This is a genomic window from Microbacterium sp. CFBP9023, from assembly GCF_034045055.1.
In the GTDB taxonomy this organism is placed as follows: domain Bacteria; phylum Actinomycetota; class Actinomycetes; order Actinomycetales; family Microbacteriaceae; genus Microbacterium.
Map to the genome: position 1 here is coordinate 1,669,514 of NZ_JAXCWI010000001.1, position 26,206 is coordinate 1,695,719.

General features: G+C 69.0%; 25 protein-coding genes. 10 read left to right on the plus strand and 15 right to left on the minus strand.

Annotation, left to right across the window (positions count from 1 at the left end):
* Positions 1–171: 171 nt before the first annotated feature.
* The 5 genes from SOM10_RS08160 to SOM10_RS08180 all read left to right on the plus strand — a co-directional run bounded on the left by SOM10_RS08160 (position 172) and on the right by SOM10_RS08180 (position 4,140).
* Positions 172–1,725, plus strand: coding sequence for a Na+/H+ antiporter subunit D (locus tag SOM10_RS08160; RefSeq protein ID WP_056275836.1), 1,554 nt, complete (start codon positions 172–174; stop codon positions 1,723–1,725).
* On the plus strand, positions 1,722–2,309 hold the full coding sequence (locus SOM10_RS08165) for a Na+/H+ antiporter subunit E (protein ID WP_053098312.1): 588 nt from the start codon (positions 1,722–1,724) through the stop codon (positions 2,307–2,309). The genes SOM10_RS08160 and SOM10_RS08165 overlap by 4 nt, the downstream gene beginning before the upstream one ends.
* On the plus strand, positions 2,306–2,575 hold the full coding sequence (locus SOM10_RS08170) for a monovalent cation/H+ antiporter complex subunit F (protein WP_053098313.1): 270 nt from the start codon (positions 2,306–2,308) through the stop codon (positions 2,573–2,575). Before SOM10_RS08165 ends, SOM10_RS08170 begins: the two co-directional genes overlap by 4 nt.
* Entirely contained in the window at positions 2,572–2,961 is a 390-nt protein-coding gene (mnhG, locus tag SOM10_RS08175; RefSeq protein ID WP_053098314.1) for a monovalent cation/H(+) antiporter subunit G, read from the plus strand. Before SOM10_RS08170 ends, mnhG begins: the two co-directional genes overlap by 4 nt.
* Positions 2,962–3,222: 261 nt before the next feature.
* Positions 3,223–4,140 (plus strand): hypothetical protein, encoded by a 918-nt coding sequence (locus tag SOM10_RS08180; protein WP_320489423.1) that lies wholly within the window; start codon positions 3,223–3,225, stop codon positions 4,138–4,140.
* A gap of 62 nt (positions 4,141–4,202) precedes the next feature.
* On the opposite strand, the gene SOM10_RS08185 is transcribed toward SOM10_RS08180, so the two are convergent.
* A complete protein-coding gene (locus SOM10_RS08185) occupies positions 4,203–4,964 on the minus strand; it encodes an alpha/beta fold hydrolase (protein ID WP_072590437.1) in 762 nt (253 codons plus the stop codon).
* A 104-nt stretch (positions 4,965–5,068) separates the two neighbouring features.
* Here SOM10_RS08185 and SOM10_RS08190 point away from each other — a divergent pair, with 104 nt between their 5' ends.
* Entirely contained in the window at positions 5,069–6,430 is a 1,362-nt protein-coding gene (locus tag SOM10_RS08190) for an MFS transporter (protein WP_315985256.1), read from the plus strand.
* A gap of 20 nt (positions 6,431–6,450) precedes the next feature.
* Here the strand turns inward: SOM10_RS08190 and SOM10_RS08195 are convergent, their stop codons facing one another.
* From SOM10_RS08195 to SOM10_RS08220, 6 genes are all read right to left on the minus strand, one after another.
* Entirely contained in the window at positions 6,451–9,105 is a 2,655-nt protein-coding gene (locus tag SOM10_RS08195; protein ID WP_320489426.1) for a penicillin acylase family protein, read from the minus strand.
* Positions 9,106–9,238: 133 nt separating this feature from the next.
* The gene (locus tag SOM10_RS08200) at positions 9,239–11,116 is read right to left on the minus strand and encodes a YhgE/Pip domain-containing protein (protein ID WP_320489428.1); all 1,878 of its coding nucleotides are present in this window, start codon (positions 11,114–11,116) and stop codon (positions 9,239–9,241) included.
* Positions 11,113–11,997 (minus strand): hypothetical protein, encoded by an 885-nt coding sequence (locus tag SOM10_RS08205; RefSeq protein WP_320489429.1) that lies wholly within the window; start codon positions 11,995–11,997, stop codon positions 11,113–11,115. The genes SOM10_RS08200 and SOM10_RS08205 overlap by 4 nt, the downstream gene beginning before the upstream one ends.
* Complete coding sequence (locus tag SOM10_RS08210) at positions 11,994–12,617, minus strand: TetR/AcrR family transcriptional regulator (RefSeq protein ID WP_053098320.1); 624 nt, start codon at positions 12,615–12,617, stop codon at positions 11,994–11,996. The genes SOM10_RS08205 and SOM10_RS08210 overlap by 4 nt, the downstream gene beginning before the upstream one ends.
* 233 nt (positions 12,618–12,850) lie before the next feature.
* Positions 12,851–14,284: an argininosuccinate synthase gene (gene argG, locus SOM10_RS08215; RefSeq protein ID WP_056275848.1), complete on the minus strand. Its 1,434-nt coding sequence runs from the start codon at positions 14,282–14,284 to the stop codon at positions 12,851–12,853.
* A gap of 50 nt (positions 14,285–14,334) precedes the next feature.
* Positions 14,335–14,739, minus strand: a complete 405-nt coding sequence (locus SOM10_RS08220) for a helix-turn-helix domain-containing protein (RefSeq protein WP_320489432.1) — start codon at positions 14,737–14,739, stop codon at positions 14,335–14,337.
* 98 nt (positions 14,740–14,837) lie between these two features.
* Between SOM10_RS08220 and SOM10_RS08225 the strand changes: the two genes are divergently transcribed.
* The 3 genes from SOM10_RS08225 (at position 14,838) to SOM10_RS08235 (ending at position 17,822) form a co-directional block, all read left to right on the plus strand.
* Positions 14,838–16,220 (plus strand): MFS transporter, encoded by a 1,383-nt coding sequence (locus SOM10_RS08225; protein WP_320489434.1) that lies wholly within the window; start codon positions 14,838–14,840, stop codon positions 16,218–16,220.
* A 13-nt stretch (positions 16,221–16,233) separates the two neighbouring features.
* Positions 16,234–17,025: an NAD(P)H-dependent oxidoreductase gene (locus SOM10_RS08230; RefSeq protein WP_320489435.1), complete on the plus strand. Its 792-nt coding sequence runs from the start codon at positions 16,234–16,236 to the stop codon at positions 17,023–17,025.
* Positions 17,026–17,114: 89 nt separating this feature from the next.
* Positions 17,115–17,822: a ZIP family metal transporter gene (locus SOM10_RS08235; RefSeq protein ID WP_320489437.1), complete on the plus strand. Its 708-nt coding sequence runs from the start codon at positions 17,115–17,117 to the stop codon at positions 17,820–17,822.
* Between the two features lie 65 nt (positions 17,823–17,887).
* Here the strand turns inward: SOM10_RS08235 and SOM10_RS08240 are convergent, their stop codons facing one another.
* The 7 genes from SOM10_RS08240 to SOM10_RS08270 are packed head-to-tail and all read right to left on the minus strand — an operon-like array spanning position 17,888 to position 24,304.
* On the minus strand, positions 17,888–19,009 hold the full coding sequence (locus tag SOM10_RS08240) for a hypothetical protein (protein WP_320489439.1): 1,122 nt from the start codon (positions 19,007–19,009) through the stop codon (positions 17,888–17,890).
* The gene (locus SOM10_RS08245) at positions 19,003–19,788 is read right to left on the minus strand and encodes a hypothetical protein (protein ID WP_320489440.1); all 786 of its coding nucleotides are present in this window, start codon (positions 19,786–19,788) and stop codon (positions 19,003–19,005) included. The genes SOM10_RS08240 and SOM10_RS08245 overlap by 7 nt, the downstream gene beginning before the upstream one ends.
* Positions 19,785–20,807 (minus strand): VWA domain-containing protein, encoded by a 1,023-nt coding sequence (locus SOM10_RS08250; RefSeq protein WP_320489441.1) that lies wholly within the window; start codon positions 20,805–20,807, stop codon positions 19,785–19,787. The genes SOM10_RS08245 and SOM10_RS08250 overlap by 4 nt, the downstream gene beginning before the upstream one ends.
* The gene (locus SOM10_RS08255) at positions 20,804–21,790 is read right to left on the minus strand and encodes a vWA domain-containing protein (RefSeq protein WP_320489444.1); all 987 of its coding nucleotides are present in this window, start codon (positions 21,788–21,790) and stop codon (positions 20,804–20,806) included. The genes SOM10_RS08250 and SOM10_RS08255 overlap by 4 nt, the downstream gene beginning before the upstream one ends.
* Positions 21,781–22,272, minus strand: coding sequence for a hypothetical protein (locus SOM10_RS08260; RefSeq protein ID WP_053098330.1), 492 nt, complete (start codon positions 22,270–22,272; stop codon positions 21,781–21,783). The genes SOM10_RS08255 and SOM10_RS08260 overlap by 10 nt, the downstream gene beginning before the upstream one ends.
* Positions 22,259–23,146 carry a DUF58 domain-containing protein gene (locus SOM10_RS08265; RefSeq protein ID WP_053098331.1) on the minus strand — a complete coding sequence of 296 codons (888 nt, stop codon included), beginning with the start codon at positions 23,144–23,146 and terminating at the stop codon, positions 22,259–22,261. Before SOM10_RS08265 ends, SOM10_RS08260 begins: the two co-directional genes overlap by 14 nt.
* 6 nt (positions 23,147–23,152) lie before the next feature.
* Complete coding sequence (locus SOM10_RS08270; protein ID WP_222839069.1) at positions 23,153–24,304, minus strand: AAA family ATPase; 1,152 nt, start codon at positions 24,302–24,304, stop codon at positions 23,153–23,155.
* Between the two features lie 233 nt (positions 24,305–24,537).
* Here SOM10_RS08270 and SOM10_RS08275 point away from each other — a divergent pair, with 233 nt between their 5' ends.
* A complete protein-coding gene (locus SOM10_RS08275; protein ID WP_320489448.1) occupies positions 24,538–25,416 on the plus strand; it encodes a hypothetical protein in 879 nt (292 codons plus the stop codon).
* A 44-nt stretch (positions 25,417–25,460) separates the two neighbouring features.
* On the opposite strand, the gene SOM10_RS08280 is transcribed toward SOM10_RS08275, so the two are convergent.
* Positions 25,461–26,201 (minus strand): Pr6Pr family membrane protein, encoded by a 741-nt coding sequence (locus SOM10_RS08280; protein WP_320489450.1) that lies wholly within the window; start codon positions 26,199–26,201, stop codon positions 25,461–25,463.
* Positions 26,202–26,206 lie beyond the last annotated feature (5 nt).

A 26,206-nucleotide genomic window follows, 5' to 3' on the forward strand; every position in this document is an offset into this window, starting at 1 on the left:
CGACGACGACGCCGAGGACTCGACGCACTCGTCGGCTTTCCGGACGGATGCCGACACGCACGCGTCGGACGCCCACGAGACCGATGCGGCGGACGCCGCTCGAGATACGGCGGCTGACACGGCATCCGATGACAGCGCACCCGAGCACACCGACGATGGGGAGGACCGCCGATGAGCGCCCTCGTCCCCTTGCTCGTCGCCCTGCCGCTGCTCGGCGCCGCCGTGACCCTGATCTTCGGCCGCAATCCGCGCCTCCAGGCCTTCGTCACGGTGGCCACGCTCGCGATCGTCTCGGTCATCGCGGCCGTGCTGCTGGTCGTCGTCGATGCGGGCGAGCCGCTCGCGGTCTCGGTCGGCGGGTGGCCGGTGCCCTTCGGCATCGTGCTCTACGTCGACAGGCTCGCGGCGCTCCTCGTGCTCATCTCGAGCATCGTGCTGCTCGCGGTCCTGCTCTTCTCGATCGGTCAGGGTGCCGCGGACGGCACCGACGAGACGCCGATCTCGATCTTCAACCCGTCGTACCTGATCCTCGCGGCCGGCATCTTCAACGCCTTCATCGCGGGCGACCTCTTCAACCTGTACGTCGGATTCGAGATCCTGCTCGTGGCGTCGTACGTGCTGATAACGCTCGGGAGCACCGAGTCCCGCATCCGCACGGGTGCCGTCTACATCGTCGTCTCCCTGGTCTCGTCGATCCTGTTCCTCGCTTCGATCGCGATGATCTACGGTGCCCTCGGCACCGTGAACATGGCCCAGATCGCCGAGCGCATGACCGAGCTCCCGCAGGAGACGCAGCTCGTGCTGCACCTCATGCTGGTGATCGCCTTCGGCATCAAGGCCGCGATCTTCCCGGTGTCGTTCTGGCTGCCCGACTCGTACCCGACGGCACCGGCGCCCGTCACAGCGGTGTTCGCGGGATTGCTGACCAAGGTCGGCGTCTACGCGCTGATCCGCACCGAGACGCAGCTGTTCGCCGAGAACAGCATCGACACGGTGCTCCTGATCATCGCGTTGGCGACCATGATCGTGGGCGTGCTCGGCGCTGTCGCACAGGCCGAGCTCAAACGAATCCTGTCGTTCACGCTGGTGAGCCACGTCGGCTACATGATCTTCGGCCTCGCGATAGCGACCCCCGCGGCGATCGGCGCGACGGTCTACTACATCGTCCACCACATCATCGTGCAGACGACGCTGTTCCTCGCGGTCGGTCTCATCGAGCGCAGGGCGGGAAGCACGTCCATCCTGCGCGTGAAGGGACTGCTCAAGGTCGCGCCCGTGATCGCGGTGCTCTACTTCATCCCCGCGATCAACCTCGGCGGACTGCCGCCGTTCTCCGGCTTCATCGGAAAGTTCGCGCTGTTCGAAGCGGCAGCATCCGTGGGAACGCCGCTGATGCTCGTGCTGATCTTCGGCGGCATCGTCACCTCGCTGCTCACGCTCTACGCGCTGATGCGAGCATGGAACCTCGCGTTCTGGCGCGAGGAGGACGACTCGACCGAGACCGAGGGGCGCATCTCGTACCTCGGCAACGCCCCGGCCGCGGATGAGCAGCAGGAGCGCCGCCGCATCCCCCGGATCATGACCATCGCGACCGCCGGGATGGTCGGGGTGACGATCGCGCTCACCGTGTTCGCGGGCCCGCTGTATGCCCTGTGCGACCGCATCGGTGCGGCGCTGCTCGACCCCGTCACCCTCGTGCAGCTGGAAGACGAGGTGGAAGGATGAGCCCCACCGAGACCGGCCGCCACTTCTGGCGGGACATCCGCGTGCAGCTGCCGTTCCTGGCATGGCTCGTCGTGCTCTGGATGCTGCTGTGGGGGCAGTTCACGGTGCTGGCGTTCGTCTCGGGCCTGGTCATCGCGGTGTTCGTCACCCGTGTCTTCCGGCTGCCCACCGTCGAGCTCTCCGGACGCATCAACATCTGGTTCGCCGCGTTGCTCATCGTGCAGTTCCTCTTCGCCGTGCTCCGCGGCGCTGTCGCGGTCACCCTGCAGGTGTTCGACTTTCGGCATCAGCCCGGCGCCGCGATCATCGCCGTTCCTCTGCGCTACGCCGACGACCTGATGATGACGCACGTGTCCGTGGTGTCGTCGCTGGTTCCCGGGTCGCTCGTCGTCGAGGCCGATCGCGACCGGCAGGTGCTGTATCTGCACGTGATCGGGGTGCGCAGCATGGCCGATGTCGAGAAGCAGCGCGAAGGCGTGCTGCGCTGGGAGCGACGGGTCGTGCGTGCGCTCGGAGCCCCGGCGCAGTACCGTGCCCTCAAGGCCGACGAACGTGCGGCGCGCGCCGGCGGAGGTGCCCGATGAATGTGCTGATGCTCGCGATCATGGTCGTCTTCGGCGTCGCCGCCATCCTGACGATCATCCGCATCGTGCGGGGGCCCTCGATCCTCGACCGGGCGGTGGCCTCCGACGTGCTGCTCACCGAGGTCATGTGCGTGCTCGGCGCCGAGATGGCCATCAACGGCCACACCCGCAACATCCCGGTGATGCTGATCATCGCCGCGGTCGGCGTCTTCGGCTCGATCTCGGTCGCCCGATTCGTGGCCAGAAGGGACAACACGACACCATGAACGTGTTCGGTCTCGCCATTCCCGACGTGGTCATCGACGTCGCGGTGCTCGTGCTGATCCTGCTCGGCGCGATCCTCTGCCTGTCGGCGGCGGTCGGGCTGCTGCGATTCCGCGACGTGCCGTCGCGGCTGCACGCCGCGACCAAACCGCAGGTGCTCGGCCTCATCCTCATCTGCCTCGCGATCGCGCTGTCTCAGCGCACGGTCGGCGGAATCCTGTTCGGGCTCGCGCTCGTCGCCCCGGTCGTGCTCATGCAGTTCGCCACCGCGCCGCTGTCCGCGCACATCGTCGGGCGGCAGGCATATCGCAACGGCACCACCGACGAGCGCAGCCTGGTCGTCGACGAGCTCGCCGAGTCGAAGCAGACCCCGCCGGCCGCCGGCTGATCGCACGCCCGCAGCTGCGCTGAGACGGACGCCACGCACGTCTTACGCCGGTGCGGGGCCGCTTGCGGTTCACAATTCAGCATGAGCCTGTGCCGGTGGGGCCGAAGGGGCTTCAGGGCTGCTCGTTACGAGATCCATGCTGAGTAGTGAACGACACCGGTCATTGCTTCTTCTCCTACACGGAACCCTGTTCCGTGCAGGTCATCCACTGTTGCTTGGACGACGCACATCGACACCGTCCCTTGTCTGCACACTTCTGCGATGGGAAATAAGCAGAAGACGGTCGTTCAGCGCGCGAAAGACACCTATTCGCGCACGGTCTTCAGTCGATCGGATCTGGTGCACCGAGGGCTCACGGGGCGTCTCATCGCCGAGTCAGTGGCCCGAGGAGAACTCCAGCACGTGCGCCGCGATCGATATGCGCTGCCGTCGACGCACCGGGACATCGTCGAGGCTGTCCGCATCGGCGGGCGGGTCTCATGCTTGTCTCTCCTCGCCCTTCTCGGTGTCTTCGTGTTCCGTTGCCGAGAGCTCCATGTGCTCGTGACTCCGGGTTCGTCTCGTCTACGTGTGGCGAGGGACGGAAAGGTCGTGCTCCATTGGAAGGCGCTGACCAGCGTTCGCGAGAGCCTTCATGCGGCTCCGTTGATCGATGCCGTCGCGCACTCCGTGCTCTGCCAGGCTCCGCGCGAGGCGCTTGCCACCTTGGACAGTGTGCTTCATCACGGACTCCTGACCCGCGACGATCTGGTCGCGATGTTCGCTGCTCTACCCGCCCGATCCCGCCCGCTGCTCGCACTGGTCGACCCGTCGGCGGGCTCGGGCTCAGAGACATTCATGCGGTTGCTGCTCCGGACGATGGGCGTCGCCTATGAGACCCAGGTGTACCTCGAAGGCGTCGGGTACGTCGACTTCGTGGTGGACGGCTGGTTGATCATCGAGTGCGACAGCAAGGAGTTCCACGAGGGGTGGGAGAAGCAGATGCAGGATCGCGAGCGCGATATCGCCGCGGCCCGACTCGGCTTCGTGACCGTCCGGCCCCTTGCGAAAGACATTTTCGGTGACCAGGCGTCTGTGAGGCAGGCTCTCGAGCAGGTCATCGCTGCACTCGGACCGAGGTTCGTAGACGCACGTCGTTCACAATTCAGCAGGAATCGCCGCGGAGCGGCGGTCGAGTAGCGGAATCACGGGGCTCACATGCGTTCATGCTGAGTTGTGAACGGAAAAGTGCGGAGCACGGGTCAGAGGCCGTCGGCGAAGCTCTGGATCAGGCGCGCGGCCGGCTCGGAGTCGCTGATCAACGTGCCGTGGCCGTGATCCGGGATGACCTGCAGATCGGCACCCGGGATCTCGTCGATGATCTCCTGGCACCAGGTCATCGGAGCGAGCGGGTCGTCTTCCCCGCGCAGCACCAGCACAGGCTGATCGATGCGCGCGAACGCCTTCTCCGGCTCGTGCACGATGGTCGCCCGGATCTTGCGGATGAGGTGGGGGCCGCCGCGCAGATATTCGCGGGCACCTCGCCAGATCACGAGCGGGCGCTCGCCGACCAGGTCCGTGAGGAGATAGCTCGCCTGCGCTGCGACGTTCCGTGCGGCCTTGTTGACGGTCGGACCGGCGAGCACGACGCCCTCGACGAGGGAGGGATGCCGGGCGGCGAGCTCCGCGGCGATCTGACTGCCCATCGAGTGTCCGATGACGACGACGGGGCCCTCGTCGGCATGACGGAGGTACGCGGCGACGAGGTCGGCGTGACGCTCCATGGTGAAGGTGCGAGCGGGCTCGGGTGCTTCGCCGAAACCGGGCAGGTCGAGTGCGATCACCCGGCCTTTCAGCCGCTGTACGACGTCGAGGTAGACGCTGCGTCCCATGCCGATGCCGTGCAGCAGGAGGAAGGTGTGCGGTCCTTCGCCGAAGGTCTCCGCGATCAGCGTCGCGCCGGCGTGCTCGAACTCGAGCAGCGTGACGGGGGTGCCCTTCGGGGCGAGATAGCTGGAGACCACACCTCAACGCTAACCGAGTGGGACCCCTGCGACGAACCGGGATCCACGCACGCCGTGTGCCGGTGTGCGACGAGGGGCGAGCCTGCGTCGTGCGAGGATGAAGGGTGTCTTCGCCGAACCCCGATCCCGATCAGATCGAGTCGGAGGGCGAGACCTCAGGCTCGACCAAGGGTGTCATCGCGCGCATCGCCGACGGGCTGCGCGATCCGGTGCTGCGCGCGCTCGTCGCCGCGACGGCCGTCTCACGCATCGGCCGCGGCGTCTTCCTCGCGGTCACCGTGCTGTTCTTCACGCAGATCATCGGCCTCTCGCCCGCGCACGCTGCGGTGGTGCTCGCCGTGTCGAGCGGATGCGGGGTGGTCGGGTCGCTCCTCGGCGGCTGGCTCGCCGACCGGTGGAGCGCCCGACGCCTCGCCTTCGGCTTCGAGATGGCAGGTGGCGTACTGCTCGCCGCATACGCGTTCGTCGGAGACTTCGTGTCGGCGCTCGTCCTCGCCAGCCTCTCGGGCTTCTTCGACTCGCTGGGGTATTCCGCTCGTTCCGCGATCATCGCCCGGGGCTTCGCGCCGGACCGGCGGGTGCACGCGCGTGCGGTGCTGCGCACGGTCACGAACCTCGCGATCGCGGCAGGCTCCGGATTCGGCGCGATCGCTCTGGCTCTCGGCACACCCGAGGCCTACCGCGTCGTGATCGCCTGCGCGGGCGCCGTCTGCGCGCTCGGCTCGCTCTCCCTCCTGCGGCTGACATCGGCCGTCGACGCGCCGCCGCGCAACCGGGCCGCGGCTCAGCTGACCGAGACGGGATCCATCGACACGCACGCCACGGCCGCGGCATCCGCCGAGCGCAGGGACTGGAACCGCCGCTCACCGTGGCGGGACCCGAGGTACCTGCTGCTGAGCGCGCTCTCGGCGATCTTCGGCATGCAGTTCGGAGTCGCGGAACTCGGGGTGCCGCTGTGGATCAGCGAGTACACGAATGCCCCGGATGCCACGTTCGCAGTGCTCCTGATCGTCAACACCGCGCTGGTCGTGCTGTTCCAGGTGCGTGCCTCCCGTGGCACGCACGACCTGCGGATCGCCGGCAGGGTGACGATGATCGCCGGCTGGCTGATGGTCTCCGCCTGCCTGATCTACGCGCTCGCCGCGGGGCTTCCGGCATGGGCGGCGATCGTCATCCTCATCGTCGGCATGATCGCGCACACGTTCGCCGAGATCCTGTCGCAGGCCGGAGCCTGGGGTCTCAGCTTCGAGCTCGCCGATCCTGTGCGAGCGGGCGCCTACCAGGGCGTGTTCGGCATGGGCTTCTCGCTCGGAGCCCTGGCGTCGCCGATCGTCGTGAACGCCACCGCGATCACCTTCGGCTTCGTGGGCTGGGTGATCCTCGCCGCGATCTTCCTCGCCGCAGCGATCGGCATCTGGCTCATCGCACGCCGCGCCGCAGCATCCGCCACGCCTGCTCCCGCCTGAGCCCGCAGAGCCGCCCCGGGCTAACCGGCCGGCGCCAGCACCAGAGTGTGACGCGTCGCCGCATCGACCGCCCCGTCGGTGAACGCCCACGGCCGCTGAATCCCCGCCGCCCAGTCGGACGTCTGATCGACGTAGTGCTCGTCGAACGCGTGTCCGGATGCGCCGGTGAGGTGGATCCAGGTCGAGGCGTCGAGATCGGAGAGGTCGACGACCATCCGCATCGACGGCACGGTGGTCGTGGCGTACGACGTGCCGAGCTCCCAGCCGGTGGCGTTGACCACGGACGCGCCGCCGCTGACGGCGTAGGGGCCGCGGTTGAAGAGGGCTTCGATCGGGGCGATGCCGGAGGACCCGAGGGTGTCGCTCGTGAGGGTGATCGCGTGCAGGTCGCCCCACCTCCATGCGGTGACGACGTCGCCCTGAACCGCGGAGAGCTCGTCGTACGCTTCCTCGGCCGACAGGGCGAGCATCTCGTCCATGCCCGCGACATCGATGCTCGGGTTGGTCCAGAGCGGGTCGGAGGGGTCGTCGAGAAGATCCGCGACGACGGTGAAGAGTCGACCCTGGCCGTCGATCGGCAGGGGCTGGTCGCGTTCGGCGAACAGGTTCTGCACGAGGTTCGACCAGAGGACGTTCGCGTAGGCGGCCGCGGCCGACCCCGCGTCGTTCTGTGCGTCCCACGAGCGCAGCAGCGCCACGGCATCTGCAGTCCCCGCACCCGTCACCTCCACATCCTCCATCTCCGTTGCGAGTCGCTTGCCGATCCACATCTCGCTGTCCATCTGGATCTCCCGCATGTCCTGGGCGGTGAGCGGTGCGGCGGCGGCGCGTCGCTCGATCAGGTGCGCGATGCGATCGGCCCTGTAGCCGTAGTCCCAGTCCCGTGAGAGGAAGTAGGGGTAGTCGTCGGTGACGATCGCGTTGTTCGCGGTCACGATGTACCCGGATGCCGGGTTGTATGACACCGGCAGTTCGTCGAACGGGATGAATCCGGTCCAGTCGTAGCTGCTGTCCCAGCCGGGCTGCGGCATCCATCCGTCGCCGGCCCCGCGCACGGGGAGGCGTCCGGGGGTCTGATAGCCGATGTTGCCTTCGACGTCCGCATAGATGAGGTTCTGTGCCGGCACATCGAACAGCGCGGCCGCCGCGCGGAACTCCTCGAAGTCCTGGGCGGTCGACAGAGCGAAGATCGCGGTCGCGGCCGTGCCGGGGTCGAGCGCCGTCCAGCGCAGGCTGACCGCGTACTCGGCTCCCTCCGACGCGGTGCCGGTGGGCGCCGGACCTGTGGCACCGCCGGCGGCGAGGCCCGGCTCAGGGTCGTCGGCGATCGCGGTGAAGTCGTCGGTGAGACCCGAGATGATCGGTCCGTGCACGGTCGACCGGATCGTGAGATCGATGTCGTCGCCCCCGGCCACCGCGATCGTCTCGGTGGTCTCGTCGATCGGCACCAGCGCGCCGTCGCGCCAGTACTGGTCGCCCTCGATCCGCTCGACGTAGAGGTCGGTGACGTCGGTGGTCAGGTTGGTGAAGCCCCAGGTGACCTGCTGGTTGTGGCCGATCACGATGCCGGGGAGACCCGAGAACGAGAAACCGCCCATGTCGAACGGGCAGTCGTCGGTGACCTCGCTGCACCGGAGCTGCACCTGGTACCAGACCGAGGGGAGTGATGCGCCCAGGTGCGGGTCGTTGGCGAGCAGCGGCATGCCGGTGTCGGTGAGGTCCCCGGACACGACCCACGAGTTCGATCCGATGCCCTCGCCGACATCCCCGACGAGCAGACTCGCCGCCTCGATCACGTCCGACGCCTCCTGCCACTGGATCGTCGTCGCCGCCTGCTGCATCTCGCCGTCGTTCTCATCGGTCGTGAACGCGGCGGGCTCGGCACCGGCCTCGGTGATCGGGGCGGTCGAGATCTCGGGGACGATGACGGGGTGATCCTCGAACGGATACGGCGGGTACAGCTCGTCGAGCGTCGTGGTGATCCCGGCGGCGTCGGAGGTCTCCGCCAGCTGTGCGGCCAGGAGCGAGCGCTCGACCTCGTCTTCGACGTTGCCGCGGAGATCCCAGGCCATCGCCTTGAGCCACGCCACCGAATCGGCGGCTTCCCAGGGCTCCGGCGCGTACTCCGGGTTCTGTATTCCGAGAACGGCATATTCGAGCGACAGCTCGGCGCCCGAGCGGGAGGAGAGGTAGGCGTTGACGCCGTCGGCGTAGGCCTCGTAGTAGCCGCGGGTGACGTCGTCCATCGCCTCGACCTCGGCCTCGGCGACCTTGCGCCAGCCGAGCGTGCGGAGGAAGGCATCGGTCCCGGCCTGCGATTCGCCGAACATCTCGGCCACGCGTCCCGCCGTGACGTGCCGGCGGAAGTCCATCTCGAAGAATCGGTCCTGCGCGTGCACGAAGCCCTGGGCGTAGAAGAGATCGTGCGATGAGTCGGCGGTGATGGTCGGGATGCCGCTGGCGTCGCGCTGCACCGTGACCTCGGCCTGCAGCCCGTCGAGCGACAGGGTGCCGTCGGTCTGCGGGAACGAGCGCTGGATGGTCCAGGTCACGAAGAAGGCGCCGGCGACGGCGACCACCACGATCGCAGCGACGACGAGGAACACGATGCGGCCGATGCGAGCACCCAGGGAAGGGCGCGACGGGTCGACGATCTCGGTCGAATGGGTTGTCATCTTCGAGAACTCTTTCGGGTGGCATGGCGGAACTCAGTCCCAGAGAGTCCCAGAGCGCGTCTCAACAGACGCTTCCGGAATACTACCCATAAAGCATTCGCGGGCGGGGGTGTTCTCGCCCCCGCCCTCAGTGTCAGCCGATCAGGCTCGGCTGCAGGTCGCGCAGCGTGCGCCGGTGCGTCATGCGCGTCACTCCGATGGCGGCGAGCAGCAGCGCGCCGACCAGCCAGATGCCCAGCACCACCAGATCCCAGCCCGCCCGGCCGAGGCTGCCGCCGTACATCAGCTGCCGCATGGCGTCGACGACGTAGCCGAGCGGCAGCACGTGATGGAGCGCGGCCAGCGGGGCGGGGAGGGTCTGCCAGGGGAACGTGCCGCCCGCGGTGACGAGCTGCAGAACCATGAGCACGAGTCCGAGGAACTGCCCCACGGAACCGAGCCAGACGTTGAGGGCGAGGATGATCGCCGCGAAGGTCGCCGACGCGAAGATCATCACGCCCAAGGTGCCGATGGGGTTGTTGAACGTGAAGCCCAGGGTGATCGCCAGGATGCCCATGAGCCCCAGCATCTGCACCGCGCCGAGCATCGCCGGGGTGAGCCACCCGGCGAGCGTCACTCGGATCGGAGAGTGCAGCGCCGTGACCGCGCGGCGGGAGATCGGCTTCACGATGAGGAACAGGGCGTAGATGCCGATCCAGGCCGACAGTGCGGCGAAGAACGGTGCGAGACCGGCGCCGTAGTCCTCGGCGGAGGCGACCTTGTCGCTCGAGACCTTGACCGGGTCGGCGATCGTGTCGGCCTGCAGCGTGCGGAGCTCCGGCGTCGAGACGGGGATCTGCTGCACACCGTCCGAGAGCCCGTCGCGCAACTCGGCCGTGCCTGACGCGAGGGTGCCGAGCCCGTCGCGCAGTTGGGCCGCGCCGTCGTTCGCGGCCGCCGCGCCGGTGGCGACGGTCTGCGCGCCGCTGGCCAGGGTCTGCGCGCCGCCGGCGAGCTGCGAGGCGCCGGATGCCACCGAGTCCGCTCCTGCGGCAAGCTGGTCGACCTTGTCGACCGCGTTCTGCACGGTCGAGTTGCCCTCCTGGAGTCGTGTCGCGAGGGGATCGAGGGTCGTGAGGACCCGATCGATCTGCTCCGGCGTCAGGCCCTGATCCGTGAGCACGGTGGCGATGTCGTCGCGCGCCTGGGGCAGAGCATCCGTCGCCTGCTGCACAGCCGATCCGGCCCGGTCCGCGACGTCGGCCAGCTGCCGGTTGCCGTCACTGACCTGCTGAGCCCCCGACGCCAGCGTCGCCGCACCACCGGCGAGCTCGGACGCGCCGCCCGCGAGCTGCGACGTGCCCGCGGCGAGCTGAGAGGTTCCGTCTGCGAGCGTCGCACTGCCGGTGGCGGCGGTGTCGGCGCCGTCGGCGAGCTGGGTCGCTCCGTCGACCGCGGTCACGAGGTTGTCGCGCACCTCGCTGAGGCCGGTGAGCAGGCGCTCTGCGGCCTCGCTGCCCACCATCTCGGCGACCGAGCTGCGGATCTTCTCCACCGCCTGCGTGCCCATCGACGACGCGAGGTAGTTGTTCGCGTCGTTGGTCTCGAGCTCGATGCGCGCCTGGTGGGGGTCGTCGCCCGCGGCCGAGGTCAAGGCCGACGAGAAGTCGGCGGGGATCGTGACGGTGAAGTCGACCGTTCCCTCCCGCAATGCGTCGGCGGCCTCGTCTGCCGACATCCGCTGCCAGTCGAAGGCGTTGCCGTCGATGAGGTTGTCGGCGACGTCCTCGCCGTAGTTCACGGTCTCGCCGGTGGCGGCATCCGTTCCCGTGGTGGGCTCGGGGGCTCCGCTGTCATCGACGACCAGCGCGACGGGGACCTCCGGGAACTTCGCGTACGGGTCCTGGTTGGCCCAGAGGTACAGGCCGCCGTAGAGGATGGGCACGCAGACCAGCGCGATCAGGGCGATCACGCCCATCCTGCTCGCGGTGAGGCGCCGCAGCTCGGCGGCGATCATGGCGGGAACCTTCATCGCTCGCCTCCGTTCTCTGTCGTGTTCGGCTCACGTTCTGCGGGTGGGTCTTCGTCGTCGGCCGGGGGAGAGCCGAGAGCATCCGCGTGCTCGGCGTCGGCATGCGGTGTCGCGGGGCGCTCGTCCGGGTCTTCCGCCTCGGGCTCTGGCTCAGGGTCGGGCTCGGGATCCGGTTCGGGCACCGGCTCGGGCTCGGCCTCGGAGTCTGGCTCAGGCTCGGGTTCAGAGCCGCCGGGCAGGTCGAGCACGAGCGGCTCGACCGGTCCGGACGCGTTGATCGCCTCGAGTTCGTGCATGCGCTCGAGGGCGACCGCGGCGGATCCGCCGATGACGACGAGCATCGCGTACCCGCGGTCGGCGAACTCCGACGCGATCCGCCACCAGCCGTCCGGGCTGCCGCCGTGACGGTCGGGCGAGACGAGCACGATTCCTTCGGTGCCCGTGCGGAGGATCGCGAGTTCGCAGAGGATGCGCACCCGTGCGGCGGGATCGACGTTGCCGATCGCCACGCCGGCGAGCTCGCCGAAGCCGAGTTGATTCAGCCAGCGCCGTGCGTGCAGAGGGGTGGCGCCGACGCCGGCGAACATGAGCTCTTCGCCGACGACGCCCGCGAGGGTGATGTCGGCGTGGGGATCGCTCACGTCGGGGGCGTCGACGAGCGCGATCGTGCGGCGCAGCGCGCGGTTGTCCGCGTCGCCGTCGATCGTCACGCGCCCGGTGTCCGGCCGCATCCGACCGCTGGCGATGAGGCCCAGCACCGTCGGGCGCTGCTCGGTCTCGGCGAGGGCGAAGCGCACGGCTCCGCTGTGGAACTCGAGGCTCGTCGTCGGCAGCGCCTGACCACCGCGCCCCTTGCTCACGTCGTGCAGGGTGACCCTCATGCGCTGACCTCCTGTGATTCGACGATGTCCGGGTGCGCGCTCAACAGCTCGTCGGCCTCGCGCCACGAGAGTCCGGCGATGCTGAGCAGAGTGCGAACCGCGAGATCGGCTGCCCCGGTGCTCGATGCGTCCGTGCGCGAGACGACCGTGCGGGCGACCTCTTCGATGAGGCGGGCGAGGGTCGGGGCAGAGAGGTCTGTGCGGAAGCTGCCGTCTTCCTGCCCGCGACGCGCGAGGGCGGCGACGGTGCGGCGCAGCGGGGCCAGGGCGTCTGCGGTGTGCTGCACGTGGGCTTCGTCGAGGGCGAGCGCGGCTGCGACCTGAACGTGCGCGGCCTCCTGCCAGAGTCGTGCGGCGAGGCGGGCCAGCGCGATGCGTGAGTCGGCGTCGGTGACGGATTCGGCGATCGCGTTGAAGCGCTGCGCTCCGACCGAGATCAGCTCGCGGATCAGAGCCTCTCGGTCGTCGAAGTGGCCGTAGAGCGTGCGGCGGGAGAGGCCGGCGCTGCGCGCGATGACGTCGATCGACGCCCGGGGGTCGGTGGCGAGGGTGGCGCGGGCCGCGTCGAGGATTCCGGCGCGGTTCTCGACGGAGTCGCGACGGGGAGCACGGGTTGTCATGCCCCTATTCTACGTATTGTGCACAGCCGTGTGCAAGATAACTCGGGGGACTCTCAGGGTCTGAACGGTGGGCCGTTCACAACTCAGCACGGATGGGCGCTTAAAGCCGCAATCAGCACCATGCGGACCCGAATCCCGGCGCTCATGCTGAATCGTGAACGGCGAGCGGCGGGCACAGACAGAAAAGGGGGCGGATGCCGCAGCATCCGCCCCCTTCTGCAGAACCCTTGACGTCAGTCGGTGCCGGAGTCGAAGGCAGCGCCCTCGGATGCGGTGTCGACCGCGTCGGCGAAGTTCTCGTCGACCTCTTCGACGGAACCCGTGATCTCGCCGGACTCGCCGGCGGTGACGCGACCGACGAGCTCGCCGGTCGCGCCGCCCACGAGGCCGAGGCCCGCGTACTGCTCGAGGCGTGCGCGCGAGTCGGCGATGTCGAGGTTGCGCATGGTGAGCTGGCCGATGCGGTCGACCGGGCCGAAGGCGGCGTCGCCGACGCGCTCCATCGAGAGCTTCTCGGGGCCGTACGACAGGTTCGGCGAGGTGGTGTCGAGGATCGTCCAGTCGTCACCGCGGCGCAGGCGGATCGTCACGGTGCCCGAGATCGTGAGGCCGACCCAGCGCTGGATGGACTCGCGCAGCATGAGCGACTGCGGCTCGAGCCAGCGGCCCTCGTACATCAGTCGGCCGAGGCGGCGACCCTGCTCGTGGTAGGTCGCGAGGGTGTCCTCGTTCAGGATGCCGTTGACGAGGCGCTCGTAGGCGATGAAGAGCAGCGCCATGGCCGGGGCCTCGTAGATGCCGCGCGACTTCGCCTCGATGATGCGGTTCTCGATCTGGTCGCTCATGCCGAGGCCGTGGCGTCCGCCGATCGTGTTGGCCTCCTGCACCAGGGCCACCGGGTCGGTGTACTCGACGCCGTTGAGTGCGACGGGGCGGCCGGCCTCGAACGTGACGGAGACGTCCTCGGTCTCGATCGCGACCGAGGGGTCCCAGAACTTCACGCCCATGATGGGGTCGACGGTCTCGAGCGAGACGTCGAGGTGCTCGAGCGTCTTCGCCTCATGCGTGGCGCCCCAGATGTTGGCGTCGGTCGAGTACGCCTTCTCGACCGAATCGCGGTAGGGGAAGTCGTGGGCGACGAGCCACTCGCTCATCTCCTTGCGGCCGCCGAGCTCGGTGACGAAGTCGGCATCCAGCCACGGCTTGTACACGCGCAGACGCGGGTTGGCGAGCAGGCCGTAGCGGTAGAACCGCTCGATGTCGTTGCCCTTGTAGGTCGAGCCGTCGCCCCAGATGTCGACGCCGTCCTCCTTCATGGCGCGCACCAGCAGCGTGCCGGTGACGGCGCGGCCGAGGGGAGTGGTGTTGAAGTAGGTGCGGCCGCCGGAGCGGATGTGGAAGGCGCCGCAGGCGAGCGCCACCAGGCCCTCTTCGACCAGCGCGGTCTTGCAGTCGACCAGGCGCGAGGCCTCGGCGCCGTACTCGAGGGCACGGCCGGGGATCGACTCGATGTCGTCTTCGTCGTACTGACCGAGATCACCGGTGTACGTGTAGGGGACGGCGCCCTTGTCGCGCATCCACGCGACGGCGACGGAGGTGTCGAGTCCTCCGGAGAAGGCGATGCCGACGCGCTCGCCGACGGGAAGTGACTGGAGGACCTTGGACATGCTTCCCAGTCTATCGGCGGCGTGTCGGCTGTTTCGGACGGCGTCGGCCGTCAGCGGGCGACGCCGGCGTCGAGTGCCTCGGGCTCGGAGTCGAGCCGCGCCAGCTCGCGTCGCTGATGCGCGGCGTAGCCGGCACCCCAGCTCGTGAGCGCCTCGACGAGCGGCATCGATCCGCGCCCGAGGTCGCTGAGGCGGTATTCGACCTTGGGAGGCACCTGCCGGTAGACCGTGCGGAGGATCAGGCCGTCATCCTCCAGCTCGCGCAGCTGACGGGTGAGCACGCGGGCTGTGGGCTCGTCGAGAAGCCGGCTGAGCTCGCCGAAACGCAGCACCTCATGCTCATCGAGGAGGCTGAGGATGCTGGGCTTCCAGGCCCCGCCGAGGACGGCGATCGAGATCTCCGCGTCGCACGCGTCGCCCCACTCCCGGACGATCCGCTCGGTCTTCTCCCTCATCGGCTCCGCCTCCTGGTCGTCATGGTATCCATTCGGTCACTATCTACCCGGAATGACAGTACTTGTCTGAAGTGTACTCAGACCGGGAGACTGATGCGGTGACCTTCCCGATTCCCACGGCATCCGCTCGACCGCGCACGACCCTGCATCCGTGGCTCGCCATGATCCCGCTGCTTCTCGGCATCCTGATCGGGGCTCTCGCGATCAGCAGCATGTCGACCGCGCTGCCCGCGATCCGCGGCGATCTCGTCCTGTCCGACAGCGGCGCGCTGTGGCTCGTCGACGTGTACGCGCTGTCGCTGGCGGCGACCCTGATCATCGCCGCCAGGATCGGAGACGCGTTCGGTCGCAAGCGGATCGTGCTCGCGGGTCTCGCCGGCTTCGCGGTGCTCAACCTCGTCGGCGGATTCGCTCAGGACGGGATGCTGCTCATCGTCGTCCGGGCGCTCCTCGGCGTCGCCGAGGCGTTCGTCGTGGCGGGCGTCGTCGCGACGATCGGGGCGCACTATCACGCACGGCAGCGCGTGCTCGCCTACGGGCTGTGGACCGCGACGTTCGGTGCCGGCAGCGCGCTCGGACCCGTGCTCGGCGGGCTGGTGACCGAGGGGCCGGGGTGGCGCTGGCTGCTGCTCGGAAGCGTGCCGCTCGCCGTCGTCGCCGGGGTGCTCGCGATCTGGCTCGTGCCGGATTCGCGCAGCTCCCGTCGCCCGTCGTGGGACATCCTCAGCATCGTGACGTCGATCGTCGCTCTCGGGTCTCTCGTCTTCGCCCTGCACGAGGTGCTCGCCGCTCCCGTCGCCGCCGGCATCGCAGGTGTCGTGGCCGTCGTGACGCTCGTCTTCTTCATCCGCCGCCAGCGTGCCCTCGCCGAACCTCTCATCGACATGCGGCTGTTCGGCGTGCCCGGCTTCAGCCCTGCGATCGTGCGCATCCTGGCGAGCAGCGGGGTGTCGACGGCATCCGTGCTCCTGGTGAGCCTCCACCTGCAGGATGCGCGGGGATTCAGCGCGGCCGAAGCCGGTATCGCGATCCTGCCGCAGGCGGTGGCGATCGCCCTCGGCGGGGTGCTCGCACCCCTGTTCCTGCGGTGGTTGACTTCGCCGACGCTCACCGTGCTCGCCCTGGTGGTGCAGGGGGCGGGACTCGCGTGGCTGTCGACGGGCGTCGAGCTGGTCGTGATCCCTCTGGTGCTCGTCGGCGCGGGGTTCGGGGTCGCGGCGACGCTCGCCGCCACCACGCTCTTCGACGTCACGACGGAGGACGACGCCGGTCAGGTGGGGGCGATCCAGGAGGTCGGGTTCGCCCTCGGCGGCGGTCTCGGCATCGCGGTGCTCGGCACGATCGCGTCGATTGTCGGCTCTCGCGGCTTCCTCGTCGCCCTGCTGGTCGCGACCGTCGCGGTCGTCGCCGCCGCGCTCCTGCCGCTGTGGAGACGCTCGCCGGTGAGCACTGCCGAGAACCGGGCCATCGATGCCCGCTGAAGGAAGGACACCCGTGTCAGCATCGCGCCCGACCGTCCACTGGATCTATGCCCACCCCCGATCGAGCTCGTTCAACGCGCGACTGTTCCGAGATGGGGTCGACGCCCTCGCGCGCGACCACGATGTCGAGATCACCGACCTGTACTCTCAGGGCTTCGATCCGGTTCTCGCAACGCCGGATCTGGGCGAGCCCCGGGGGCGTGAGGGCAGCGTCGTCGACCTGATGGGCGAGGCGTACGCCGCGGGCCAGCTGCCGCCGGACGTCGCCGAGGAGCAGCGCAAGCTCGCGGCCGCCGACCTCGTCGTGCTCCAGTTCCCGCTGTGGTGGTACGGACCGCCGGCGATCCTCAAAGGCTGGCTCGACCGGGTGCTCACCAACGGCTTCGCCTACGGCCCGTCGGATGCCGAGACCGGTCTGCCGCTGCGATACGGAGAGGGCCCGCTCGCCGGGCGCCGTGCCCTCGTGATCGTGACGGCGGGGGAGGACGAGCGCTCGATCGGAGAACGGGGCATCAGCGGGGATCTGGACTCGCTGCTGTTCCCGCTGACCCACGGCACCCTCTGGTACACGGGCATCGAGCCGCTCGACCTGCACGTCGTCCACGACGCTGACGGGTTGGACGCGGAGCGCGTCGATCGCGAGAGCGCACGGCTGATCGAGAGGCTCTCCGGAGTGGCGTTCGAATCTCCGAGCCGCCCGTACCGTCGGCTGCGCGATGGCGACTACCACGGCACCCGGGCGCTGCGATCGGACCTGCTTCCCGGGCGCACCGACCTCGGCATCCATCGCGTCGCGGTCGACTGAGGCGACGCGGCCCGACGCGCGCGGGCCTAGCTCTCCGCTTCTGCACGATCGGCCCCGACGGTGGCAGAGTGTCCGTGAAGGAGGACGGCATGGGTGGAGCGATCCTGTGGGGCGTCGTCGCGGCGTCGCCCCTCATCGTCGGCGCTGTTCTCGCTCTGCTGCGCACCTGGCCGCCGCGCTGGCTGGGCATCGTGCTCGGCTTCGGAGCCGGTGCCCTGATGGCCTCCATCGCCTTCGAGCTGTGGGAGGAGGGGCTGGACCTCGCAGGCCCCATCCCTCTCATCGTCGGCGTGGTCGCTGGCGCGCTCGCGTACTTCATCGCCGACCGGATCCTCGATGCGCGAGCCGCGAAGTCCCAGGAACGGGGAGCGGGCGTCCCGCTCGCGCTCGGAGCACTGCTCGACGGCATCCCCGAGCAGCTCGTGCTGGGAATCGGACTGGCCTCCGGAGAACCGGTGAGCATCGCGCTCGTCGTGGCGATCGTGGTCTCGAACCTGCCCGAGTCGATCGGCTCGGCCGCCGACCTGCTGAAGGGCGGCATGGCGAAGTCGCGCGTGCTGCTGCTGTGGGCCGGCATCTCGGTCATCTGCGCGCTGGCGACCGTCGCCGGATTCGCGGTGGCGAGCAGCACTGGCGACGACTTCCGGGCCGGCGCGAGCGGCTTCGCGGCAGGCGCGCTGCTCGTGATGCTCGTCGACTCGATGGTGCCCGACGCGCAGCAGAAGGCCAAGCAGGTGACCGGACTCGCGACCGTGCTGGGCTTCGCGCTCGCCGCGGGGCTCTCGCTCGCGAGCTGATCCGGGCGTCGCGAGAGATAAGACGAGCGCGACCGCGGTCAGCGGGGTGGTAGAGCCGGCAGGGCTCAGAACCCGGGGTACTCCTGCAGCTTCTGCTCGAACTCGGCTCGGTCCGCATCGCTGAGCACGGCGCTCGCGATGACCACCATCTGCAGCCCCTCGAGGGGCTCGCCGGTGCGGGCGTTCTGCGCCTCGCGCGTCGTCAGGAAGTCGCCCGACGGGTCGTTCGAGAGGTCGAAGATGTTCGCGTAGAACCTCATCGGATCGGGGTAGTTCTCGGTGTAGTACTCCCACGTGTGCTGCTCGCGCGGGTCTTCGCTGCCGTAGAGCTTCGCGATCATCGACGGGTCGATCCCCGAGTACTCCCCGTTGAACGAGTACAGCGTGGGCAGACCGTGCTCGGCGACGACCGAGTCGATCGTCGACATGACCTCGAGCTTGAGGCTGTAGTCCTGGATCGGCTCGGTGGTGGCCCAGCCGGCGGAGGTGTACTCGATGAGCATCGATTCGCCGCCGTAGCCGTTGCGCTCCGGACGCAGATCCTCGTCGCCGACCTGCACCCAGTCGTATCCGTACTCGGCGGTGATGCGCTCGCGGATGTCGGCGAACAGGCTGTCCGCCTCGGCCTTCACCTCTTCGAGCGACTGCTGGGTGAGAGCGTCCTGCGGGTCGGTGCCCTTGATGCCCGGGTAGGCCTCTTCGTGCTTCTGCTCGTCGGTCTTCATGCCGTCGTAGCTGCCCGAGGCCGACGTCTGCAGTGCACCGATGCCGCCCACGGTGGCGACGTTGAAGATCAGCGTGACGGCGAGGGCGACGGCGGCCAGCGTGCGTCCTCGGGCGGTGAACAGCGCGCCGATCATGACGGCGACGACGACGAGCTGCAGGGTCAGCATCGTCACGCCGTAGACCGCGTCGGTCGCTCCGATCGCGAGCATGATGAGGAGGATCAGGGCGAACAGGATGCCGGCGATGAGTGCGATCCAGCCGAGTGCGTTCGCCGGCTTCTTCTCGGCGGAGGCGACCTCGGCTGCGGTCGCCGTGCCCGACATCGCCGGAGCGCCGGGATGCTGCACGACCGGCCCGGCCTGGCGGCGGGCGTTGCGATAGCCACCGGGCGGCGGCACGGGCGGCGCACCCTCCGTGCCGGCGACGTAGCGGGCCCGCTGCTTCTCGTGATCCATCACCATGGCTTGTCCGTTCCCGAGCCTCCGCCGTCGTCGCCCTGCTGCTGATCGCGCTCCTGCGTGCCCTGCTCGAGCTTGTCCTCGAGCTCTTCGAGCTTCTCGTCGGAGGGCTGCGGCTCCTGCTCCTGCTCCTCCTCCGGCGGCGGCTGCTCGTTCTGCTGCTTCTGCTTGAGGCGGTCCTCGAGGTCTTCCCTGCTCTGCTGCACGTCGCGGTCGGGATCGGACGACTGCTCCTGCGCCTCGTCGCTGTTGCACTCCTCGGGCATCTCGGTCGTGATGGTGAGCGCGTCGCCGTAGAACTCCGCGGCCCCCGCGCCGTCGCCCTCGGCGCGGGCGGCGTCGCCCATGCGCTCGAGGACGAGAGCGAGGTTGATGCGCACCGTGCACACCTCGAGGCCGGTCGCGAGGTCGAGTGATTCCTCGAGCTTCGCCCGAGCATCCGGCAGCTTCTCGGCGCCCGCCAGCGCGGTGCCGACGTTGAACGGCGCCTTGAAGGGCTCGAACCAGTTGAGGAACTCCTGCCCGCGGGCCGACGCCTCTGATCCGGCATAGTCATCGGCCACGTACGCGGTGATCGACTGGTGCGCGAATGCGTACATGCTGAGGATCTTGCCGACGAACAGCAGTGCGGCCAGCGTCAGCGGAAGCGTGCCGATCGCGATCCACCGTCGGATGCGGCGACGGCGACGATTCGAGGCCAGCAGCGCGGCGGCGGCCGACGCCCTCAGGTCCTCAGGGCTGTCGGACGGCGTCCCGCCGGCGCGTGCAGACAGATCTGTCATGCGGCACCTCCGTCGGTCGTCCGGCGTCGCGGCGATGTCGACGGCGCTCGCAGCAGACGCAGTCGGGCCACGAGCATGCTCGCCCTCGTGAGCTCCACGCCGAGCAGCGCCACGATCACGAGGGCGGCGACCCAGTAGAGCTCGGTCACGTTGCCCACGGTTCCGGACTCCGCGTAGGTGGTGGTGGTCGAGGGCGCCTCGGGCAGGGTGAGTGCGGCATCCGCGGTCCGGTGCTGGTACTCGACTGCGAGATCCGAGGCGATCGCCTCGAGGTTCCCCTCGTCGATCACCGACAGTGCGTTCGCCCCCTCGTACTCGATGTACTCGCTCGACGAACCGTCCACGCCGCCCGTGGTGAGCTTCATCGGTCCGCCCTCCGCGGTGCCGTACCCGAGCACGGCGCCGGCGTCGGTGAGCTCGGCGCTCCCGTCGAACGGCTCGGGGGCCGACGAGACCGTCTGCTCGCCGTCTCCGAAGTAGAACACCATGCGCGAGCGATCGGGCGACGACTCGGCCGCGTTCGACAGGGTGTCCGAGAGCAGCTGGTTCGCGATGCCGATGGAGCTGCCGCGCGACTGGCTCGTCACCTCGGGGCGCAGCACCTCGAGAGACGAGACGAGCGCGGTGGTGTCGGTGGTGAGCGGCATGCGGAGATCGGCCGTGGCGTCGAACGTGATCAGCGCGAACCGCGCACCGGGGTACTCGTCGACGATCGCCTGCACGTCGGCGCGGACGCCGTCGAGGCGAGGCTTGTCGCCGTCCCAGTCCTCGGCGACGATGCTCGCGGTGGTGTCGACGACGAGCACGATGTCGGTGTCGGTCGCGAGGGTCTCGGTGGCACCGCCGGGGATCCCCGGGCGCAGGAGCATGACGAAGCAGGCGAGCAGCATGACGAGCCGCATGGCCCAGAGCGCCCGTCCGCGGCCGGTCGCCCTGACCAGCGCCATCACGGCGAGAGCGGCCACCGGCGCGCAGAGCAGAGCGAGGAGGAAGACGTTCAGCACGGGCTGGAAGATCACAGTCTCACCCTCCACAGCACGACGATGAACGAGAGCATCGAGATCATCAGCACGACGATCCAGAGGTTCGGCGCGTCTGTCCAGACGACCTGCGCCTGACCCTTCAGCGCGGACGCCTCCTGCTCCTGCACCTGCGTGACGATGTCGCTCACGGTGGTGGTGTCCCGCAGGCCGTACGCCTGTCCGCCCGTGGCCTCGGCGGCCTTCGTGAGCTCGGCGCTGACGTCGGCGTCCTTGCCCTGCACCGGGTTGAGTGCGAAGACGCGCACGCCGTTCGATGCGGCATACGCGGCGGCCTCGTCGAGCGTCACGATCGAGGCGCCGTTGACCTCGTTGTCGGTCGCGAAGATGATCGAGCGCGACCGCTCGTCGTCGGGGTGGTCGAACGCCATCGCGCATGCCGCGAGGCCGTCGCCGATCAGCGAGGCGCCGTTGCCGTTGAGCGTGCCGACCCAGTGCTCGGGGACCGATTCGGTGAACTCGAAGCTCTCGCGGATGCTCTGCAGGTGGCTGCGGATGAACTCGTAGTCATCGGTCAGGGGGAAGATCTGCACGGGAGAGCTGTTGAAGATCGTGAGGCCGATGCGTTCACCCTCGAAGTCCTCGAGCAGTTCCTCGAAGACCGTGAGCACCTCGACGTCGACCTCGCTCATCGACCCCGAGACGTCGAGGCAGAGCATGATGTCGCGGCTCGTGTTGACGGGCTGGACGGTCTGCGACGCCATCGGCCGGGCGGAGACGACCCCGGCCGCGAGGGTCGCGATCACGCCGATGAGCAGGATGCTCGACAGTGCGAGCACGCGGCGGTTCAACGCCTGGCGGAAAGTCGGCAGCGCGCGCAGGCGCTCGGCTCGGGCGACGCGGGCGCGCTCGTGGGCCTCGGTCTTCGCACCGCTGCGCAGCCCGATGACGATTCCGAGCGCTATCGCGATGACGACGACGGCCACGGCGACGAGGATGAGCCACCCGTTCGCTAGTGCCATGTGCGCACCACCGTTCGGGCCGCCTCGGCGCCGGCGATCGGGTCGATCGCGGGACCGGGCCGGAAGATGCTGGGGTAGTAGTGGCGACCCATGGCGTCGACGAGCGCGGGATGGACCCCTCGAGAGACGAGGTCGTCGAGCGCGAGCACCGGGGCCTCGAGTCCGCTGTATTCGTTCACGAAGGTGCGCACGACGCGGCTGAGCTCGAGGTTCGCGTTGCGGGCGGACAGGGTGCGGGCGCGGTAGTCGTCTTCGATGCGCTGGATCCGGTCGAAGTACTCGACCCGCAGCTGCGACAGCACGTCGGTGGTGAGCAGGGTCGGTCCCTGGGCGTCGCGCGACAGCGTGAGGTCACGCCGCGGCCTGGTGAGCGCCACGACCACCCATGCTGCCGCGATCAGCAGCAGGAGGATGCCGAATGCGACCAGGATCCAGCCCCAGCCGTATTGGAAAGGCGGGTACAGCTCATCAGAGTCGGGCATTCGACCTCCGATTCAGCAGCTGGAGCAGCTGCGAGACGGCGTCGTCCTGACCCGCTAGCACGCTGTGGCTGATCTCCATGCGCTTGAGCAGCTCAGCGAGTCGTGCCGCGTCGGCCTCGGTCTGCGCGGCGAGCTCGCGGATGATGTCGGGGTCGCCCTGCACGAAGTCCGGCACCTCCCACATGCTGTCGACATCGCTGCGGATGGTGGCCGTCGCGTGGTCGAGCACCGGATCGGCGTCGCTCACGGTCAGCCACAGGACGTCGTGCTGCACGCGCAGTCGGCGCAGCATCCGTTCGGTCTCCGTCGTGACCGGAGCCTCGTCGGTGATGACGACGACGATCATGCGGCGAGAGATCGTGCGCGTGACGTATGACAGCAGCGCGTCGCGGTCGCTGGCTGCCCTGCTCGTGTCGATCGACCGGTCGATCGTGCGCAGCGCGTGTTCCAGTGCGCCCTCGCTGCGGCCCGGCGCGCGGCGGCGGATGCGGTCGGAGTCGCCGTAGACCAGTGAGAAGTCGTCGCCGTGCCGCAGCGCCAGCACGCCGAGCACGCCGGTGGCGAGGATCGCGAGGTCCTTCTTCGACTTCTCGTCGTGCGCGAGCGCGCCCATCGAGCGGCCGGTGTCGACCACGAAGAGGACCGTGTGCATCCGCATCGCACGGTGCCGCTTGACCAGAGGAGTGCCCAGTCGAGCCGTCGCGCGCCAGTCGATGTCGCGCACCTGATCGCCGTACTCGTACTTGCGCAGGTCCTCGAAGTCGAGGCTGCGGCCGTGCAGCAGCGACGCGTAGGCGCCGTCGAGCGCGTGCAGCGACTTGCGCGACGAGTGGATGAAGAGCTTGCTCTTCACCTGGGCGATCAGGCTGGCCATGGCGGGTCAGGGCGTGGGGACGGACGCGAAGATCTGGTCGATGATCTCCTCGCTGCGGATGCCCTCGGCGTCGGCCTCGAACGTCAGCAGCACGCGGTGACGCAGCACGAGGTGGCGCAGCGAGCGGATGTCCTCGGGGATCACGTGGCCGCGGCCGTTGAGCAGCGCCAGCGCCCGCGACGCCTGGAGGAACGCGATGCTCGCACGCGGGCTCGCGCCGTACTTGATGAAGCGCGCGCGCTCCTCGCCGATGTACGGGGCGGGGTTCCGCGTGACGTAGGCGATCGAGACGATGTAGTTGCGGATCGCGGGGTCGACGTAGATGCGGCTCGCGACGTCCTGGAGCATGTGCACGTCGTCGAGGCTGATGGCGCTCGAGACGTGACGGTCGGGATCGAGCACTCCCGAGTCGATGCGGCCGAGGATCTCGAACTCCTCGGCGGGACTCGGGTACTCGACGATCTCCTTGAGCAGGAAGCGGTCCATCTGCGCCTCGGGCAGCTCGTAGGTGCCCTCCTGCTCGATCGGGTTCTGCGTCGCGATCACCAGGAACGGCTTGGGCAGGTGGTGGACCTCGCCGCCGATCGTGGTCTGGTGCTCCTGCATGGCCTCGAGCATGGCGCTCTGGGTCTTGGCGCTCGAGCGGTTGATCTCGTCGAGCAGCACGAAGTTCGCGTGCACCGGTCCGAGCACGGTGCGGAACGACCCGGTCGCCGCGTCGTAGATCTGGTTGCCCGTGATGTCGCTGGGCAGCAGGTCGGGGGTGCACTGGATGCGCTTGAACTGCGCCCTCACGGTGTCGGCGAGGGTGCTGGCCGCGGTGGTCTTCGCCAGACCCGGAACGCTCTCGAGCAGGATGTGCCCGCCCGCGATCAGCGAGATCAGCAGGCTCATGCGCAGACGCTCCTGGCCGACCATCTTGGCCGAGTATGCGTCGGACACGGTCTTCAGCACGGCGCTCGCGCGCTGGAGCTCGGCGTCCGTCGGCGCTTCGGACTTCCTGCTCGCCGACGGGGAGGCCGCGGGGGCCGCGGGCGCCGACGATTCGGCGCGGGTCGCGGGAGCGGGAGGAGCCGGCGCGGCGGCCTGGGCGGAGGGCGCAGGCGGAGGCGGCGGCGTCGAACCTGCGGAGGGGCCGGGCGCGTAGGGCTCGTTCATCGGTGTGTCTCCTCGTTCCCACGGGGGACGCGTCGACGACCCCCCGTCGACCAGCGTAACCGCATCGGCCGGCGCGGCTCCGGCCCCGGCGCGGAGGGCGCGGCGGCGGGGCACGCAGGGGGACGGCATCCGTGACTCGACATCATGGGATCTGATCCGGCTCGACGCGTATATCGGCGGAGCGACGGACGCGTGCTTAGCTGAGAACTCGATCTTCGGATGATGCGGGAACGATGAAGCAGCCCAGAACGATGCCGCGCAGTGCGCTCGAGTACTCGATCGGACGACCGTTGTGGGTGGCCGTCGTCGTGCTGAACGTGATCCTCGCGGCCGTCGCTACCTCTGCTTGCGCCTGGGCGTACCTGCACGACACCGGGTCCATGCGATCCATGATCGGCGTGCTCATCGCTGTCCCTTCGCTGTGGTGGGTGATCGCGGTGACACTCTGGCTCACCACGCTCTCTCGCCGGCGCGTCAGCGCGGAGGACATCAGTCGGGCGAGTGCGAGCGTCCCCGGGGGGATCCTCCTCCCCGGATCGAAGCTCGTGCCCGCGATGACGCTGGTCGCGGCGCTCGCCGCCGCGTCGACCTTCGCGGTCGTGGCGGCGACCGTCAGCGGTGTGTGGCGCATCATCTGGGCACTGGTCGCCGTGCTGCTGCTGGGTCCTGTCGTCAGTCACCTGATCTCACTGCGGCAGCCTCGGCGACTGTTCCTGCATCCCCGCGGACTCGGATCCGCGACCTTCCACCTGGATGCCGAAGTGCACTGGGACGACATCCAGAGCATCGACCTCGGCGTCGGCATGAACAACTCGATGGTTCTGAAGGTGGGTGTTCGTCCTGACGCCCAGAGCTATCGGGAACGGTGGCGTCATCCTTTCTCACGCAGGCGCGGCGTGATTGACATCGACCCGGCAGCGCTGGGGGTGGACGGGACACTGCTCTGGCTCGCCCTTCGTCTCTACGTACTCGAACCATCGACGCGGGAGGAGCTTCGCGGTGACCGTGTTCCGACTCGCCTCCTCGATCCGCGCGAGGCCCTGGCCACGACTCCTCAGCACGTGAGCGATCCGGTGCTCGCGACGTTCAGGCCCGAGGGCGGAACCCGATAGCCGCAGCGTGAGCCGCTCCGCCTCGGGGCAGGCTTCTCGCCGCATCATCCTCGGGCGCGCGGGGACTCCTCGGCGTGCGTCGTGTCGGCGACGTCCTGAGGGGCGCCGCGCTTGCGGCCCACCCAGACGACCACGCAGGCCACGCCGATGATGGCGATGGCGATGCCGACGATGTAGCCGGCGACCCCGAGATAGCCGCCCGGCACGATGTGGGGGTTGAGGAACGGGTACGGATACCACCAGGCCTCGCCGGTGGCGGGGGCGACGATGAGATTCGCCCGGATCATCGTGTAGATGACCCACACGATGGGGAAGATCGTCGCTATCGCCACGGCACGCCAGCGCAGCGCGCGCCGCCGCGGAGCGAACAGCAGGTCGACCAGCAGGAACAGCGGGAAGACGACGTGCAGCACCTCGTTCGACCAGGGGACCGTGACGCCCTGGGGCAGTTCGACGCCGCGGAGCAGGGTGTTGTACACGATGCCCGTGACGATCATGTACGTGCTGACGCAGACGAGGAGGACAGCGAGCCAGCCGGGCTCCCGCTCGTCGTCGTGACGGTGGCGCAGCGCCCAGACCGCGGCGACGATCAGCACGATGGCCGCGAGCAGGTTCGACAGGATCGTGAAGAAGCTGAGGAAGTTCGCCGCGACCGTCGGCAGGTGCTGGCCCCACTCGGTGGTGGCCGCGAGAGCGTTCTCGACGCTGCGTGCGAGCTGGGCGATGATCGCCGCGAGTCCGAGCGCTGCTGCTGCGAGTCGGGCGTAGGGCCACCAGGTCGTCATTTCGC

Coding starts and splice junctions, on each gene's coding strand:
- SOM10_RS08235 (WP_320489437.1), top strand. CDS start 17,115: ATGGGTGGAGCGATCCTGTGGGGCGTCGTCGCGGCGTCGCCCCTCATC.
- SOM10_RS08180 (WP_320489423.1), top strand. CDS start 3,223: ATGGGAAATAAGCAGAAGACGGTCGTTCAGCGCGCGAAAGACACCTAT.
- SOM10_RS08160 (WP_056275836.1), top strand. CDS start 172: ATGAGCGCCCTCGTCCCCTTGCTCGTCGCCCTGCCGCTGCTCGGCGCC.
- SOM10_RS08195 (WP_320489426.1), bottom strand. CDS start 9,105: ATGACAACCCATTCGACCGAGATCGTCGACCCGTCGCGCCCTTCCCTG.
- SOM10_RS08240 (WP_320489439.1), bottom strand. CDS start 19,009: ATGGTGATGGATCACGAGAAGCAGCGGGCCCGCTACGTCGCCGGCACG.
- SOM10_RS08220 (WP_320489432.1), bottom strand. CDS start 14,739: ATGAGGGAGAAGACCGAGCGGATCGTCCGGGAGTGGGGCGACGCGTGC.
- SOM10_RS08165 (WP_053098312.1), top strand. CDS start 1,722: ATGAGCCCCACCGAGACCGGCCGCCACTTCTGGCGGGACATCCGCGTG.
- SOM10_RS08245 (WP_320489440.1), bottom strand. CDS start 19,788: ATGACAGATCTGTCTGCACGCGCCGGCGGGACGCCGTCCGACAGCCCT.
- SOM10_RS08255 (WP_320489444.1), bottom strand. CDS start 21,790: ATGGCACTAGCGAACGGGTGGCTCATCCTCGTCGCCGTGGCCGTCGTC.
- SOM10_RS08200 (WP_320489428.1), bottom strand. CDS start 11,116: ATGAAGGTTCCCGCCATGATCGCCGCCGAGCTGCGGCGCCTCACCGCG.
- SOM10_RS08280 (WP_320489450.1), bottom strand. CDS start 26,201: ATGACGACCTGGTGGCCCTACGCCCGACTCGCAGCAGCAGCGCTCGGA.
- SOM10_RS08260 (WP_053098330.1), bottom strand. CDS start 22,272: ATGCCCGACTCTGATGAGCTGTACCCGCCTTTCCAATACGGCTGGGGC.
- argG (WP_056275848.1), bottom strand. CDS start 14,284: ATGTCCAAGGTCCTCCAGTCACTTCCCGTCGGCGAGCGCGTCGGCATC.
- SOM10_RS08210 (WP_053098320.1), bottom strand. CDS start 12,617: ATGACAACCCGTGCTCCCCGTCGCGACTCCGTCGAGAACCGCGCCGGA.
- SOM10_RS08265 (WP_053098331.1), bottom strand. CDS start 23,146: ATGGCCAGCCTGATCGCCCAGGTGAAGAGCAAGCTCTTCATCCACTCG.
- SOM10_RS08275 (WP_320489448.1), top strand. CDS start 24,538: ATGAAGCAGCCCAGAACGATGCCGCGCAGTGCGCTCGAGTACTCGATC.
- SOM10_RS08270 (WP_222839069.1), bottom strand. CDS start 24,304: ATGAACGAGCCCTACGCGCCCGGCCCCTCCGCAGGTTCGACGCCGCCG.
- mnhG (WP_053098314.1), top strand. CDS start 2,572: ATGAACGTGTTCGGTCTCGCCATTCCCGACGTGGTCATCGACGTCGCG.
- SOM10_RS08170 (WP_053098313.1), top strand. CDS start 2,306: ATGAATGTGCTGATGCTCGCGATCATGGTCGTCTTCGGCGTCGCCGCC.
- SOM10_RS08205 (WP_320489429.1), bottom strand. CDS start 11,997: ATGAGGGTCACCCTGCACGACGTGAGCAAGGGGCGCGGTGGTCAGGCG.